Origin of the sequence: Bradyrhizobium jicamae (assembly GCF_018130695.1) — a bacterium.
GTDB lineage: Bacteria > Pseudomonadota > Alphaproteobacteria > Rhizobiales > Xanthobacteraceae > Bradyrhizobium > Bradyrhizobium jicamae_B.
The window spans coordinates 122,910-136,403 of the sequence record NZ_JAFCJX010000021.1 but is presented as its reverse complement, the minus strand read 5'-3'; the positions used below and the strand labels follow the sequence as shown (position 1 = coordinate 136,403).

Annotated in this window: 17 protein-coding genes; 6 read left to right on the top strand and 11 right to left on the bottom strand. The window is 65.4% G+C overall.

The features are described 5' to 3' along the window. The first annotated feature begins 12 nt into the window (after nt 1-12). On the top strand, nt 13-261 hold the full coding sequence (locus JQ604_RS28025; protein ID WP_212363909.1) for a hypothetical protein: 249 nt from the start codon (nt 13-15) through the stop codon (nt 259-261). Nucleotides 262-372: 111 nt separating this feature from the next. On the opposite strand, the gene JQ604_RS28020 is transcribed toward JQ604_RS28025, so the two are convergent. Continuing rightward, entirely contained in the window at nt 373-1,059 is a 687-nt protein-coding gene (locus tag JQ604_RS28020) for a GGDEF domain-containing protein (protein ID WP_249158735.1), read from the bottom strand. Between the two features lie 150 nt (nt 1,060-1,209). On the opposite strand from JQ604_RS28020, the gene purE reads away from it, so the two are divergent. Both purE and JQ604_RS28010 read left to right on the top strand, forming a co-directional pair. Further along, nucleotides 1,210-1,698 (top strand): 5-(carboxyamino)imidazole ribonucleotide mutase, encoded by a 489-nt coding sequence (gene purE, locus JQ604_RS28015; protein WP_212363907.1) that lies wholly within the window; start codon nt 1,210-1,212, stop codon nt 1,696-1,698. Further along, nucleotides 1,695-2,801, top strand: coding sequence for a 5-(carboxyamino)imidazole ribonucleotide synthase (locus JQ604_RS28010; RefSeq protein ID WP_212363906.1), 1,107 nt, complete (start codon nt 1,695-1,697; stop codon nt 2,799-2,801). Before purE ends, JQ604_RS28010 begins: the two co-directional genes overlap by 4 nt. A gap of 70 nt (nt 2,802-2,871) precedes the next feature. Here the strand turns inward: JQ604_RS28010 and aqpZ are convergent, their stop codons facing one another. Next, entirely contained in the window at nt 2,872-3,594 is a 723-nt protein-coding gene (aqpZ, locus tag JQ604_RS28005; RefSeq protein WP_212363905.1) for an aquaporin Z, read from the bottom strand. A gap of 260 nt (nt 3,595-3,854) precedes the next feature. Between aqpZ and rpsU the strand changes: the two genes are divergently transcribed. Both rpsU and JQ604_RS27995 read left to right on the top strand, forming a co-directional pair. Further along, on the top strand, nt 3,855-4,157 hold the full coding sequence (rpsU, locus tag JQ604_RS28000) for a 30S ribosomal protein S21 (RefSeq protein ID WP_212363904.1): 303 nt from the start codon (nt 3,855-3,857) through the stop codon (nt 4,155-4,157). Nucleotides 4,158-4,333: 176 nt separating this feature from the next. Then, nucleotides 4,334-4,924: a tetratricopeptide repeat protein gene (locus JQ604_RS27995; protein WP_349631153.1), complete on the top strand. Its 591-nt coding sequence runs from the start codon at nt 4,334-4,336 to the stop codon at nt 4,922-4,924. Nucleotides 4,925-4,951: 27 nt separating this feature from the next. On the opposite strand, the gene JQ604_RS27990 is transcribed toward JQ604_RS27995, so the two are convergent. From JQ604_RS27990 to JQ604_RS27950, 9 genes are all read right to left on the bottom strand, one after another. After that, nucleotides 4,952-5,821, bottom strand: coding sequence for a hypothetical protein (locus tag JQ604_RS27990; protein WP_212363902.1), 870 nt, complete (start codon nt 5,819-5,821; stop codon nt 4,952-4,954). Between the two features lie 249 nt (nt 5,822-6,070). Then, entirely contained in the window at nt 6,071-6,355 is a 285-nt protein-coding gene (locus JQ604_RS27985; protein ID WP_212363901.1) for a cupin domain-containing protein, read from the bottom strand. Between the two features lie 10 nt (nt 6,356-6,365). Further along, nucleotides 6,366-7,463, bottom strand: coding sequence for a calcium:proton antiporter (locus JQ604_RS27980; protein WP_212363900.1), 1,098 nt, complete (start codon nt 7,461-7,463; stop codon nt 6,366-6,368). A gap of 55 nt (nt 7,464-7,518) precedes the next feature. After that, nucleotides 7,519-8,325: an alpha/beta hydrolase gene (locus tag JQ604_RS27975; RefSeq protein WP_212363899.1), complete on the bottom strand. Its 807-nt coding sequence runs from the start codon at nt 8,323-8,325 to the stop codon at nt 7,519-7,521. 222 nt (nt 8,326-8,547) lie between these two features. Further along, entirely contained in the window at nt 8,548-9,945 is a 1,398-nt protein-coding gene (locus JQ604_RS27970) for an NAD(P)(+) transhydrogenase (Re/Si-specific) subunit beta (protein WP_212363898.1), read from the bottom strand. Between the two features lie 43 nt (nt 9,946-9,988). Beyond that, the gene (locus JQ604_RS27965) at nt 9,989-10,306 is read right to left on the bottom strand and encodes a proton-translocating transhydrogenase family protein (RefSeq protein WP_212363897.1); all 318 of its coding nucleotides are present in this window, start codon (nt 10,304-10,306) and stop codon (nt 9,989-9,991) included. An 11-nt stretch (nt 10,307-10,317) separates the two neighbouring features. Beyond that, nucleotides 10,318-11,442 (bottom strand): Re/Si-specific NAD(P)(+) transhydrogenase subunit alpha, encoded by a 1,125-nt coding sequence (locus JQ604_RS27960; RefSeq protein ID WP_212363896.1) that lies wholly within the window; start codon nt 11,440-11,442, stop codon nt 10,318-10,320. Nucleotides 11,443-11,586: 144 nt separating this feature from the next. After that, the gene (locus JQ604_RS27955; protein ID WP_212363895.1) at nt 11,587-11,739 is read right to left on the bottom strand and encodes an aa3-type cytochrome c oxidase subunit IV; all 153 of its coding nucleotides are present in this window, start codon (nt 11,737-11,739) and stop codon (nt 11,587-11,589) included. A 161-nt stretch (nt 11,740-11,900) separates the two neighbouring features. Beyond that, a complete protein-coding gene (locus tag JQ604_RS27950; protein ID WP_212363894.1) occupies nt 11,901-12,602 on the bottom strand; it encodes a TetR/AcrR family transcriptional regulator in 702 nt (233 codons plus the stop codon). Between the two features lie 94 nt (nt 12,603-12,696). Between JQ604_RS27950 and JQ604_RS27945 the strand changes: the two genes are divergently transcribed. Then, the gene (locus tag JQ604_RS27945; RefSeq protein ID WP_212363893.1) at nt 12,697-13,479 is read left to right on the top strand and encodes a sterol desaturase family protein; all 783 of its coding nucleotides are present in this window, start codon (nt 12,697-12,699) and stop codon (nt 13,477-13,479) included. Nucleotides 13,480-13,494 lie beyond the last annotated feature (15 nt).

The window sequence follows — 13,494 nt, the reverse complement described above, 5'->3', positions numbered from 1 at the left end:
GAGGAGGACGACATGGCCGATGTCACTTACTACGTGGCACTGCCTTTCACACTGGATGAAGACGGCGCGCCGGTCGCCGGCAATGCGGAGGAATGCCAGAGCTCGACCACGGCACTGCGCCGCGCCGAGACGATGGCGCGCATGCCCGGCAGCATCGGCGCAGTCGCGTTCAGCCGCACCGGCGACCCCATGATCGGCGAGTTCGGTGACGCCAAGCTGCTCCGCTCGTTCGGCAATGTGCCGGATCTGAGCAGCCTCTAAGCGTGATCCGGACCCGAAGGGCCGCGTCAGCGCAAAGTGTGAAGCGGTTTTCCCTCGCGACAAACGCCGAAGGCGTTTGCGCGGAGATCATGCTCAAATAAAAGACCGATTTCAGCCCTGCGTCTCGTGACGCCGCTGCGCCTTGCGCACATACATCGCGCGATCGGCCTCATCGAGCGCGCGGTCGGGATCCGAATGCGCGTCCAGGATCGCCACGCCGGCGGAGGCACCCGCGGTGACATTGCTGCCGCGAAACACGAAGGTCAGGCGGTCGATCGCCTCTTCCAGCGTCGCCGCCTTGGCGCGCGCGTCGGTCTTGCTGAGATTCCACAGCAGCACCGCGAACTCGTCGCCGCCGAGCCGGCCGATCACGTCGGAGGCGCGCACCTGGCCTGCGACGGTCGCAACGATCGCCTTCAGCACCTCATCGCCCGCGGCATGCCCGAACGAATCGTTGATCGGCTTGAGGCGATCGACGTCGAGCACGATCAGCGCGCCACTGGCGCGGTAGCGCTTGATGTAGGCGATCGCGCGGGTGAGCTCGCGCTCGAAGCCCCGGCGGTTCGGGATGTCGAGCAGGAAATCGGTCTCGGCGACCGCCTGCAGTTCCTCGATCCGCGCCTGCGCCCGGGCCAGTTGGGCCTTGAGCCGGCGAATCGTCGCCTTGTCGTCGGAGGCCACCGTCGCGCGGGTGTCCGGCGCGGTTCCAGGCCGGCGCGGGGCCGTTTTGCGCACCGCCGCGGCGCTTTTTTGCCGTTTTGCAGCCCCTGACGCGGCCGCCCTCGATTTCTTCTTCATGCGCATCCTTGTTGAGGCCTGCTATGAAGGCTTGCCGGGATTCACCAAGACAGGATAGTCCATTCTGAACTCCTTGCCACGCCTTGGATGACGCCCGGGCCGACCCTATAATCGGCCTATGTTTCTGGATTCCCGTACAGAATTGACGACATGACCGCCCCCATCGCCATCATCATGGGCAGCCAATCCGATTGGGAGACCATGCGCCACGCCGCCGACACGCTGGCTGCGCTGGGTGTCCCCTGCGACACCCGCATCGTCTCCGCCCATCGCACCCCTGATAGGCTCTACGCCTTCGCCAAGGGCGCCAAGGCCGCCGGCCACAAGGTGATCATCGCCGGCGCCGGCGGTGCCGCGCATCTGCCCGGCATGACCGCGGCGCTGACCGAACTGCCGGTGTTCGGGGTTCCCGTGGAATCCAAGGCGCTGTCCGGGGTCGATTCGCTCTATTCGATCGTGCAGATGCCGGCCGGCATCCCGGTCGGCACGCTCGCGATCGGTAAGGCCGGCGCGACCAACGCGGCGCTGCTCGCCGCCAGCGTGCTCGCCCTCAACGATCCCGCATTGGCGACACGCCTCGCCGCCTGGCGCAAGGCGCAGACCGATGCGGTCAAGGACCATCCGGAGACATCGGCGTGACAGCTTCGACACGGGTGAAGCTGAAGCCGGGCGACACCATCGGAATTCTCGGCGGCGGACAGTTGGGCCGGATGCTGGCCATGGCGGCGGCGCGGCTCGGCCTGCGATGCCAGGTGTTCTCGCCGGACCCTGACTCGCCGGCCTTCGACGTCGTGCAGCACGCGACCTGCGCGGAATATGCCGATGTCGAGGCGCTGGAGCTGTTCGCCAACGACGTCCAGGTCGTTACCTATGAATTCGAGAACGTGCCGGCGGCGACCGCCATGGTGCTGGCCGCGCGGCGCCCGGTGATCCCTGCGCAAAAGATCCTCGAGACCACGCAGGACCGGCTGATCGAAAAGGATTTCGTCAGCAAGCTCGGCATTGGCACCGCCGCCTATGCCGATGTCACCTCGGTCGGCGCGCTGCGCACGGCAATCGCCAAGATCGGCCTGCCCGCCGTGATCAAGACCCGCCGCTTCGGCTATGACGGCAAGGGCCAGGCCATCATCCGTGAGGGCGACGATTTCGAGCAGGTCTGGGAAAGCCTCGGCACCAAATCGGCAATCCTGGAGGCCTTCGTGCCGTTCGAGCGCGAGATCTCCGTCATCGCCGCACGCTCGGCCACCGGCGAGGTCGAATGCTTCGACGTCACCGAGAACGAGCACCGCGACCACATCCTGAAATTTTCGCGCGCGCCCGCCGCGATCTCGGATGCGCTGGCGGCAGAGGCCCGCGGTATCGCGGAGAAGATCGCCACCGCGCTCGACTATGTCGGCGTGCTCGCAGTCGAATTATTCGTGGTGCCGGGCAAGAACGGGCCGACCGTGCTGGTCAACGAGATTGCGCCGCGCGTGCACAATTCCGGCCACTGGACGCTCGACGGCGCCTCGGTGTCGCAGTTCGAGCAGCACATCCGCGCCATCGCCGGCTGGCCGCTCGGCAAGCCGGTGCGCCATGGCGAGCTCGTCACCATGACCAATTTGATCGGCGACGACATCCTGAGCTACGGCGACTGGCTGAGCGTGCCCGGTGCGACCGTGCATCTCTACGGCAAGGGCGCGCCGCGCCCCGGCCGCAAGATGGGCCACGTCACCGAAGTGCGTCCGCCGATCAAGAGCTAGCGCGCGGCGCACTTCATCCCTTCGGATACGAATGGGACCGCGATTGATCGCGGTCCCATTTTTGTTTTGATCACGCGGTCTTCACGCCGGCGACGATGCCGCTCGGCTCCTCGCTGAGCCAGCGATAGATGACGCCGCCGAGCGCGCCGCCGATCAGCGGAGCCACCCAGAACAGCCAGAGTTGCGCCATCGCCCAGCCGCCGACGAACAGCGCGGGGCCCGTGCTGCGCGCCGGATTCACCGAGGTGTTGGTGACGGGGATGCTGACGAGATGGATCATCACCAGCGCGAGCCCGATCGCGAGCGGTGCGAATCCCGCCGGCGCCTTGCCATGGGTCGCGCCCATGATGATGAACAGGAACATCATGGTCATCACCACCTCGGTGATGAAGCAGACAACCATGCTGTATTGCCCGGGCGAATGCGCATCATAGCCGTTGGAGGCAAAGCCCTTGGTGACGTCGAAACCCGGCGCGCCATTCGCGATCACATAGAGCAGCGCCGCGGCGACGATCGCACCGGCAACCTGCGCGATGATGTAGGGCAGGATCTGGCCTGCGGGAAAACGTCCGCCCGCGGCAAGGCCAACAGTGACCGCTGGATTGAGATGGCAGCCGGAGATGTGGCCGATCGAATAGGCCATGGTGACGACGCTCAGGCCAAACGCCAGCGACACCCCGACGAGACCGATTCCGACCTCCGGGAATCCGGCTGCGATGACTGCACTGCCGCAGCCTGCGAATGTGAGCCAAAACGTGCCGATAGCCTCGGCGGCATATTTCTTCATATCCATGGCGCATCTCCCCTGATTTGTATCCCGGTCGTCAAAAACTCCGGGAAAGGCCCCGCCCTTGGCGCCAAACTTCCCAAATCGGGGCCGCACGAAGGCACTTTCGCCTCATTTCATGGCTTAACTTGGCCCGATAAGCGGGTTCTCAGGTGGACATCTGCACTTTTGTCTGATACATGCGCCCGCTCAGGGTTAAGGGGCAGGCCTCTGCCGCCCCTTCGCTTGCCAGAATTCAGATCCGATCAATTGAAAGAGGATGCCGCGTGCAGGTTCTCGTTCGCGATAACAATGTCGATCAAGCTCTCAAGGCGCTCAAGAAGAAGATGCAGCGCGAGGGCATTTTCCGCGAGATGAAGCTCCGCGGTCATTACGAAAAGCCCTCCGAGAAGAAGGCCCGCGAAAAGGCCGAGGCCGTGCGCCGTGCACGCAAGCTGGCCCGCAAGAAGCTGCAGCGCGAAGGCCTGCTGCCGATGAAGCCGAAGCCGGTGTTCGGCGCCGGCCCCGGTGGTGATCGCGCCGGCGGCGGCCGTGGTGGCCCGGGTGCAGGTCCGCGCGGTCCGCGCTGAACCCTTTTACCGCTCTGGAAGTCTAACAACGCGGGCCTCGGGCCCGCGTTGTCGTTTGGAAGCAGGGCCGGTTCCGGGTTACCAATGCAAAATTTCCTGTCCGAGCATTTTGCATAATGGCTGGTCCGGCGTCCCCGCCCTCTCACGCACGAATCCGTTGGCGCCGCTCCGCAGCCGTGTGGCTTGCGATCGCATTCGGCCTGCCGCTGGCTGGCTGCTCGTTTGATCTGGGCTCCTGGGGATCCGACGACAAGCCGAAGCCGCCCGCCGTCGCCGAGAAGCCGGCCGCCGATGTCATCACCCCGCAGAACATCAGCGACGCCCAGGGACACGCCACGCGTGGACAGGTGCTGGTGCATTCGGGCAAGACCGAAGAAGCGCTGGCGGAGTTCGGGCAGGCGCTGGCGACCGATCCCTACAACATCCAGGCACTGTACGGCCGCGCGCTGATCTTCCAGGCCCAGGGCCAGCACCAGCAGGCGATCGATGATTTCACTGCGGCGAGCGGGCTCTCGCCGCAGAAGGTCGAGCCGCTGATCGGCCGCGCCATCAGCTATCTCGCGCTCGACAAGGCCAAGGAAGCCGCCAGCGATCTCGACGAGGCGGTGCAGACCGACCCCAACAGTGGAGCGGCCTGGTCCGCACGTGGGCAGGCCTATGAGCGGCTCGGCGACAAGGCGAAAGCGGCCGCGTCGTACAATCGCGCGCTCGCGCTACGGCCCAAGGACGAGGCCGCGCGCAGCGGACTCGCCCGCACTGGCGGTTAGTTCTTCAAATTAGTTCGGCAGGACCGCTTACTTCGGCAAGACCGAGTGGAAGACCGACTTCATCGACGACAGCATGTCGTCGGCGACGGAGGTGCGCTCCTCCTTCGGCGCCGGCATGGAGGCTTCCGCACGCAGGTCAAGCGGCGGGCGCGGCGCGACCGGAATCTCGGCCGGCGGCGTCGGGCGGTTCGGGTCCTGCGCGTTGGCGTAGGGCGGACGCGGCTGCGACGGCTGGTCGGCATTCTCGTTCGCCGGGTTCGACACCATGATCGGCGGCGGCAGCGGCTTCAGCGAGGGCGCCATCACCACATGCGGCGTCTCCGGGACGCGGGCGATATCGGTGGGGCGCTGCGCCTCCTGCGGGCGGGCGGCTTCCTGCGGGCGCTGCTCCTTGCGAAGCCGCTCGATCGCGGCGCGGGCCAGATCGTTGGCATCGCGGCTCTCGTCGGGCGTGACGGCAGCTTCAGTCGGGGCGGCCGGCGTCGTCGCGGGCGCAGCCGGCTGGGCTGCCGGCGTCAGCTTGGCGACCGCCTTGGGAGCCGTGGGCTGGTGACGGCGCTGGTCGGTCGGGATGCTGGCGGTCTCGGCGGGCGCGTCGACGGAGGGCTTCAGGTCGGCGGATTTCTCGGCCGGCTTTTCGGTGACGACAGCCTTCTCGGAGGCCGAACGCTCCATCAGCGTGCGCTCGGACATGCCGCGCGCCTTCACGCCGGCTTCGGGAGCGTTGGAAACTTCGGTGGGCTTGTCAGCGGGCTTGGCGGCGGCAGGGGTCGTGACGGTGGCGGCAGGGGCTTCGGGCTTGGCAACGATGTAGTGGTTAACGATGTACGCCCCGATGATGGTCGCCGCCACCGAGGGAAAGATGTCCATCGCAAATTTCTTCAAGTAGTTCAGCATTGCCTGCCACTCCCAGCCCCGGATTTCATGCTGGAACTTCTGGGCATATTAAGGGATCAACTGCGACAGATCGGTGGCAAAGCCCCCGTTCCACAGTTCACCTTTGGTGTCGCCCTGGTTTCAGCCGGAGACGAATCCGCGCGACGGCTCGCCGATCCCACCCCTCCTCCAGATCAGCGCTTGGCGGTTAACGATCGATGAATTTCCGCCCTTGGGCGCGGCAAAAGCTGCAGCCCACCAAGAGCCCCCTCAGGGCTTGAGTTCGACCTCGAGGAACACGATCTCGGTTGCCGTTTCATTGAGCACGTCGTGCTGAACCCCGGCCTTGCGGAAGTAGGACTTGCCGACGATGATCTGGGCCTTGGACCGCTCGCCGCTCGGCGCCACGATGGTCATCTCGCCGGTCGTGATCGGCACGATCACGTAGTCCATCTCATGGGTGTGGGGACCGGTGGCGCTGCCCGGCGCCAGCCGCCATTCGGTGACGCGAACCTCGGCGGTATCCACCTGGACGTCTGATTTGGCGCTGAGCATCTATTTCCCCTTACGGTACGAAGACCATGAACACGTAGACCGCGAATACCACCAGATGGACCAGCCCGAACAGCACATTGGTCCGCCCGGTGCCGAAGGTCAGCATGCTCAGGAGGAATGTCAGGACCAGCAAGGCGGTGTTTTGCGGGTTGAGGCCCAGCACCAGCGGCTGGTCGAGCAGATAGGTTGCGATCCCGACTGCGGGAATCGTCAAGCCGATGGTGGCGAGCGAGGACCCCAGCGCCAGGTTGATGCTCTTCTGCAGGTCGTTCTTGCGCGCGGCGGCGATGGCGGAGACGCCCTCGGGCATCAGGATCAGGAGTGCGACCACGAGGCCCGCAAAGGCCGGCGGCGCGCCGATCATCGCGGCGACGGCATCGACCACCAGCGAGAACTTCTTGGCCAGCAACACCACGGCGCCGAGCGAGATCAGCAGCAGCACGATGCTGAGCCCCAGCATTTTTGCCGACAGCTGGGCTGCGCCGCCCTCGCCATCCCCGGCTGCATGCACGAAATAATCCCGGTGCAGCACCGTCTGGGTGTAGAGAAACACGCCGTAGAGCACGATCGTCACGAGGTCGACGAAGCCGAGTTGGAGTGCCGAAAAAGACGGTCCCGGTGTCGTCAGCGTGTAGTTCGGCATGATCAGGGTCATGGTCGCCAGCACGAACAGGACGCTGAGATAGACGTTGGCGCCCGACACCTGAAATCCCTGCTCGCGGTAACGCAGGCCGCCGATCAGGACGCAGAGGCCGACCAGCCCGTTGCAGACGATCATCACCACGGCGAACACGGTGTCGCGCGCGAGCTCGGGCGCGGGCTTGTCGCCCAGCATGATCGTGGTGATCAGCGCGACTTCGATGATGGTCACCGCAAGCGTGAGGAGCAGCGTCCCGTAGGGCTCGCCGATCCGCTCCGCGATCACTTCGGAGTGATGCACGGCCGCGAACACGGTTCCGAACAGGATCACCAGCAGGACGACCGCAAACGCGAACCCGCCGACCGAAACGGTGAAGCCGTAGCCGGTCGCGGTGGCGATCACGAACAGCGCCACTGCCAGTGCAGGAAATAGCCAGGCCGATCGCGGCATCGGTCCGTGTGCGCTCATGTCGTCGTGTCCCCTATGTCAGTCGACGGGATTATGCGGCATGCAATCGCCGCCGTCAGCCTCTCGGGGCATTGATGAATTGCCGCGCCGTCTCGACCGCACCGAAATCGTCCAGATTTTCGTGGCCGCCACCGGGGAAGCGCACGAACTGCTTGGGCTCATGCGCCAGCGCGAACAGGCGTTCGCCGAAGGCGATCGGGATCGCCTGATCGCTGGTACCATGCATGATCAGGAGCGGCGCCGTGACGCGCGCGATGCGCTGGTCGGAGTGGAATTGATCGTGCATCAGTAGGCTGACCGGCACGATCCGGAACATGGCGCCGGCGACATCCACGGTCGAGCTATAGGGCGCCTCCAGGATCAGCTTGCTGACGGGGTGCTCGGCGGCGATGGCCACCGCTACGCCGGTGCCGAGCGAAAAGCCCCAGGCGATGATTCGATCGGCACTGTATCGCTGCGTGGTGAATGCGTAGGCGGCTGCGGCGTCCTGCAGCAGACCCTGTTCGCTCGGGGATCCCGTGGAGCCGGCATAGCCGCGAAACGACAGCGCGACGAGGCCGGTCCCGTCGGCGGTAATCCCCTTGAAGCGCGCAACACGGCCGGCGAGGAAGTCGCCATTGCCGTGGAAGAACAGCACCACCGGCCGGCCCGGCTTCGCCGGCACATGCCAGACGATCACCTTCTCGCCGTCGGCGGTGGTCAGCACATGCTCCTCGGCCTCGGGAAGGCCGGCAGCGGCCGGCGCAGTGCGGCCGACCGGCGGGATCGGAAACAGCATGTCGCGCTGCTTGAAGAACAGCACGGCGAGGCCGAGCAGATAGAAGACGGCGCTGACGATCAGGACCCATTTCAGGATTGTCATCGCGATGCGCAATCCGACCTGCCCTGCTATTTGCCGCGCCGAGGCTTCAGCAGCTTCTCGACGTCAGGCTTGATGCTGGCGGGAATGGCGCGGCACGCGCAGGCCTTGGCGTGCGCGACGTGCCACTTGATCCGCTGCTCGCGCGTGGCCCGGGGCGGTATGCGATGAAGTCGATGCCACTCCCGGTTCAAGGCCATCGCGATAGCCTCATTTCTTCCTGCCTTACATCGCCTTGACGATGTTCTCGGTCACCTTCTTCGCGTCACCGAGCAGCATCATGGTGTTGTCGCGGTAGAATAGCGGATTGTCGATGCCGGCGTAACCGGACGCCAGCGAGCGCTTGATGAACATCACGGTGCCGGCCTTCCAGACCTGCAGCACCGGCATGCCGTAGATCGGCGAGGTCTTGTCCTCTTCGGCGGCCGGGTTGGTGACGTCGTTGGCGCCGATCACGAAGGCAATATCGGCCTGCGCGAATTCGGAGTTGATGTCCTCGAGCTCGAACACCTCGTCATAGGGCACGTTGGCTTCGGCCAGCAGCACGTTCATGTGGCCGGGCATGCGGCCGGCGACCGGGTGAATGGCGTATTTCACCTCGACGCCTTCCTTCTTCAGCATGTCGGCCATTTCGCGCAGCGCGTGCTGGGCCTGCGCCACCGCCATGCCGTAGCCGGGCACGATGATGACCTTGGAGGCGTTCTTCATGATGAAGGCCGCATCGTCGGCCGAGCCGAGCTTGGCGGGCTTCTGCTCGCCCGAGCCGCCGCCGGCCACCGCGGTCTCGCCGCCGAAGCCGCCGAGAATGACCGAGATGAAGGAGCGGTTCATCGCGTGGCACATGATGTAGGACAGGATCGCGCCGGAGGAGCCGACCAGCGCGCCGGTGATGATCAGCGCGGAGTTGCCGAGCGTGAAGCCGATGCCCGCCGCGGCCCAGCCGGAGTAGGAGTTCAGCATCGAGATCACGACCGGCATGTCGGCGCCGCCGATCGGAATGATCATGAGCACACCGAGCACCAGCGCGATGATCGTGATCAGCCAGAAGTCGAGCGCGCTGCCGCTCATCACGAGGCCGACGATAAAGACGACCAGCAGGATGCCGAGCACGATGTTGATGGCGTGACGGAACGGCAGGATGATCGGCGCACCGCTCATCCGCGCCGACAGCTTCAGGAACGCGATCACCGAGCCGGTAAAGGTCAGCGCGCCGATCGCGACGCCGAGCGACATCTCGACCAGGCTCTGCTTGTGGATGTTGCCGGGGGTGCCGATGTCGAACGCTTCGGGCGCGTAGAACGCGCCGGCGGCGACCAGCACCGCAGCCATGCCGACCAGCGAGTGGAAGGCGGCGACCAGCTCGGGCATCGAGGTCATCGGCACGCGGCGGGCGATCACCGCACCGATGCCGCCGCCGATCGCGATGCCGAGAATCACCAGGAACCAGGCCAGGCCGTCGGCCGGCGGATGGTTGGCCAGCGTGGTGCCGACCGCGATCGCCATGCCGATCATGCCGAACAGATTGCCCTGGCGCGACGACGCCGGGCTCGACAGCCCGCGCAGCGACAGGATGAACAGCACGCCTGCCACGAGATACAACAGTGCAGAGAGATTGGCGCTCATCTCAGGTCCCCCTAAATCCTCATCACCCCGAGGTGGTTGCCGTTCACTTTGCCTTCTTCTTGTACATCGCCAGCATGCGCTGGGTGACAAGGAAGCCGCCGAAGATGTTCACGCAGGCGAAGATCAGCGCGATGAAGCCGAAGCCGCGCGCCCAGCCCGAGCCGCTCGAAACGTTGGCGACGCCGCCGGCCAGCAGCGCGCCGACCACGATCACCGAGGAAATCGCGTTGGTCACCGACATCAGCGGCGTATGCAGCGCGGGGGTCACCGACCACACCACGAAATAGCCGACGAACACGGCGAGGACGAAAATCGACAGCCGGAACACGAAGGGATCGACGGCCTGCGCGAGATGCTCCATGGCTTCTCTCCTTATTTCGGCTGGAAGTTCGGATGGACGACGGCGCCGTCCTTGGTCAGTGCGGTGGCCTTCACCAGCTCGTCGTCCCAGTTCACCGCGAGCTTCTTCTCCTTCTTGTCGACCATGGTCTCGATGAAGGAGAACAGATTGCGCGCGTAGAGCGCCGAGGCGGAGGCCGCGACGCGGCCGGCGACATTGGTGTAGCCGACGATCTTGATGCCGTCGGCGTCGACGACCTCGCCGGCCCTGGCACCCTCGACATTGCCGCCGCGCTCGACGGCGAGGTCGACCAGCACCGAACCCGGCTTCATCGACTTGACCATGTCAGCGCTGACGAGCTTCGGCGCCGGACGGCCCGGGATCAGCGCGGTCGTGATCACGATGTCCTGCTTCTTGATGTGCTCGGCGGTCAGCGCGGCCTGCTTGGCCTGGTACTCCTTGGACATCTCCTTGGCGTAGCCGCCGGCGGTCTGCGCGTTCTTGAACTCCTCATCCTCGACGGCGAGGAATTTGGCGCCGAGCGATTCGACCTGCTCCTTGGTGGCGGGGCGCACGTCGGTCGCGGTGACGACGGCGCCGAGACGGCGTGCGGTGGCGATCGCCTGCAGGCCGGCGACGCCGACACCCATCACGAACACCTTGGCGGCCGGGACGGTGCCGGCTGCGGTCATCATCATCGGGAAGGCGCGGCCGAAGGCTTCGGCACCCTCGATCACGGCGCGGTAGCCGGCGAGGTTGGCCTGCGAGGACAGCACGTCCATCACCTGCGCGCGGGTGATGCGCGGCATCAACTCCATCGCGAAGGCCGCGACGCCCGCGTCCGCGATGGTCTTCAGTGCGGCCTCGTTGCCGTAGGGATCCATGATCGCGATGACGAGGGTACCGCGCTTGTACTTGGAAAGCTCGGACGCCTCGGGGCGCTTCACCTTGATGATGATGTCGGCATCGGCAAGCGCGTCGGCGCTGACGGTGGCGCCCACCGCGGTGAACTCCGAATCGGGCAGGCCCGACTTGACGCCGGCGCCGGGCTCAATCGCCACCTCGGCGCCGAGCGCCTTGAACTTCTTGATGGTGTCGGGCGAGACCGCAACGCGCGGCTCGGACGGATCGATTTCCTTGGCAACGGCAATCTTCATGGGCCCTCCGGCGGCGCAAGCAGCGCACGCAATCGAAAACTAGCGTTATTTTCGCCAGATTGGATACCCGGTTTTTGCAACCAGGCTCAGTACGGCATCCCGCACCGCCGCGGGACGGCGGTACCAGGGCCGGATCTATGGGGATCAGAGCAGGAAGAACGCCATCAGGACGAGGATGACGATGACGGAGATGGTGCCCCATTTGACCAGCATGAGAAACCCTTCATAGGTCTGCTCATGGGCCGGATAGTCGTTGCCGTCCGCGGTCGTGTAGGCCACTTCGCCGTGATTTGCCATTGATGTCCCCAGTCAGAAAGTTCGCTTCCTAGGCGTCGCATACCGCAAACAAGCAGGCAGGGCAACGGCACCCTCCCTATGGGGTCATTCGGAATGCCAATTGTCAAAATGCCAATGAGCTCCGAATGGTAGCGGCCTGACCGCATCGGTCGACAGATGTTTTATGCTCCACACCGCGTCGGGTGCGCGCGGGCAATCCCTTCCAGCAGGATCTCGAGCCCGGTCTCGAACGTCGCCTGGAAATGCTGCGGCTGGAAATAGGGCGCGGCGGCCGCCAGATGCTTGAAATCCGCGGCGATGGTTTCGCCGGACACGGGTTCCGCGGCTGACGGCCCCTTGGCGTAACCCGCCGTCTCGTCCAGCGCCGCGCCGGTGAGATAGTAGCCGAGCTCGCGAAAATAGGTCGCCGCATCGCGGTCGGAGAAGCCTGCCTCGCGCAAGATGCCGATGATGCCGTTGATGAAGGCAACGCCGGACGGCGTGTTGAGACGGTGGATCGCGAAATAGGGAAAGAATTTCGGGTGCTTCAGCGCCATGTTGCGATAGCCGTGGGCGGCGTGGCGCAAGCGCTGCAGCCAATCCCATCCGTCCGCCATCGTCACCCGGGCTTCCGCCAGCATCAGATCGACCAGCGCGTCCATCAGATGCGCCTTACCGGGGAAGTGGTGGTAGATGCTCATCGCCTCGCAGCCGAGCTCGCTGCCGAGCCGGCGCGTGCTCAGCGCATCCAGCCCCTCACGGTCGACCAGCGCCATCGCGGCCGCTGCGATCCGCTCCCGCGACAGCCCCGCGGCCGGCCGCGTCTGGGTCTTTTTTCGTGAGCCGCCGGCCGTGCGGCGCGGCGCCGCTTTCGATTTGGCCAATTGAGCACCCTCGCCCGATAAGGATTCGCTTGCAACCTTACACTGGAAGGCTATAACGTGAAATCAGACTTACACTGTAAGGTTGGAGGCACTGATGTCTGCAGTCGATGTGTTTGGCCTGCTCGTCCCCGTCACCTATCTCGTGATGCTCGGCATCGAGACGCTGTTTCCGGCGCGGCAGTTTCCCGTGATTTCCTATTGGCGGCTGAAGGGCCTGCTGTTCCTGATCGTGCAGGGCCTGATGGCGGCGCTGACGCCGCTGCTGATCCCGGAGCCGTGGCTGGCGCAGCACCGGCTGATGAATCTGGAAAGCCTCGGCGTGATCGGCGGCGCCGCGCTCGGCTATGCCGTAGTCTCGCTGGTCAGTTATGCCTGGCACCGCAGCGCCCACACCTTCCCGCTGATGTGGCGCCTCTTCCACCAGATCCATCACAGCCCGCAGCGCGTCGACATGTCAGGCGCCGCCCTGTTTCATCCGCTGGAGACGTTCGCGTTCTTCGCCATCGCGACTGTGACCACCACGCTGGTGCTCGGGCTCGATCCGGTGGCCGCCGCGCTGACCGGCTACATCGCCGCGTTCTACGGCTACTTCCAGCACATGAATATCCGCACGCCGCAATGGCTCGGCTATCTGATCCAGCGGCCGGAGGCGCACTGCATCCATCACCAGCGCGACGTGCACGCCTATAATTACGGCGACCTCCCGATCTGGGACATCCTGTTCGGCACCTTCCGCAATCCCGCGACCTTCGAAGGCGCGGCGGGCTTCGACCAGCCGGCCAGCGACCGGCTCGGCGCGATGCTCGGCTTCGTCGACGTCAACGCAGCGGCAGCCGGGCCCGGCAGCCTCGGCCGCAGCGCGGACCAGCGCGTCTGATGCAACGAGGCGATG

Coding starts and splice junctions, on each gene's coding strand:
- JQ604_RS27965 (WP_212363897.1), bottom strand. CDS start 10,306: ATGGAGCATCTCGCGCAGGCCGTCGATCCCTTCGTGTTCCGGCTGTCG.
- JQ604_RS27970 (WP_212363898.1), bottom strand. CDS start 9,945: ATGAGCGCCAATCTCTCTGCACTGTTGTATCTCGTGGCAGGCGTGCTG.
- JQ604_RS27990 (WP_212363902.1), bottom strand. CDS start 5,821: ATGCTGAACTACTTGAAGAAATTTGCGATGGACATCTTTCCCTCGGTG.
- JQ604_RS27945 (WP_212363893.1), top strand. CDS start 12,697: ATGTCTGCAGTCGATGTGTTTGGCCTGCTCGTCCCCGTCACCTATCTC.
- JQ604_RS27960 (WP_212363896.1), bottom strand. CDS start 11,442: ATGAAGATTGCCGTTGCCAAGGAAATCGATCCGTCCGAGCCGCGCGTT.
- JQ604_RS28020 (WP_249158735.1), bottom strand. CDS start 1,059: ATGAAGAAGAAATCGAGGGCGGCCGCGTCAGGGGCTGCAAAACGGCAA.
- aqpZ (WP_212363905.1), bottom strand. CDS start 3,594: ATGGATATGAAGAAATATGCCGCCGAGGCTATCGGCACGTTTTGGCTC.
- JQ604_RS27980 (WP_212363900.1), bottom strand. CDS start 7,463: ATGAGCGCACACGGACCGATGCCGCGATCGGCCTGGCTATTTCCTGCA.
- JQ604_RS27975 (WP_212363899.1), bottom strand. CDS start 8,325: ATGACAATCCTGAAATGGGTCCTGATCGTCAGCGCCGTCTTCTATCTG.
- JQ604_RS27985 (WP_212363901.1), bottom strand. CDS start 6,355: ATGCTCAGCGCCAAATCAGACGTCCAGGTGGATACCGCCGAGGTTCGC.
- JQ604_RS28025 (WP_212363909.1), top strand. CDS start 13: ATGGCCGATGTCACTTACTACGTGGCACTGCCTTTCACACTGGATGAA.
- JQ604_RS27955 (WP_212363895.1), bottom strand. CDS start 11,739: ATGGCAAATCACGGCGAAGTGGCCTACACGACCGCGGACGGCAACGAC.
- purE (WP_212363907.1), top strand. CDS start 1,210: ATGACCGCCCCCATCGCCATCATCATGGGCAGCCAATCCGATTGGGAG.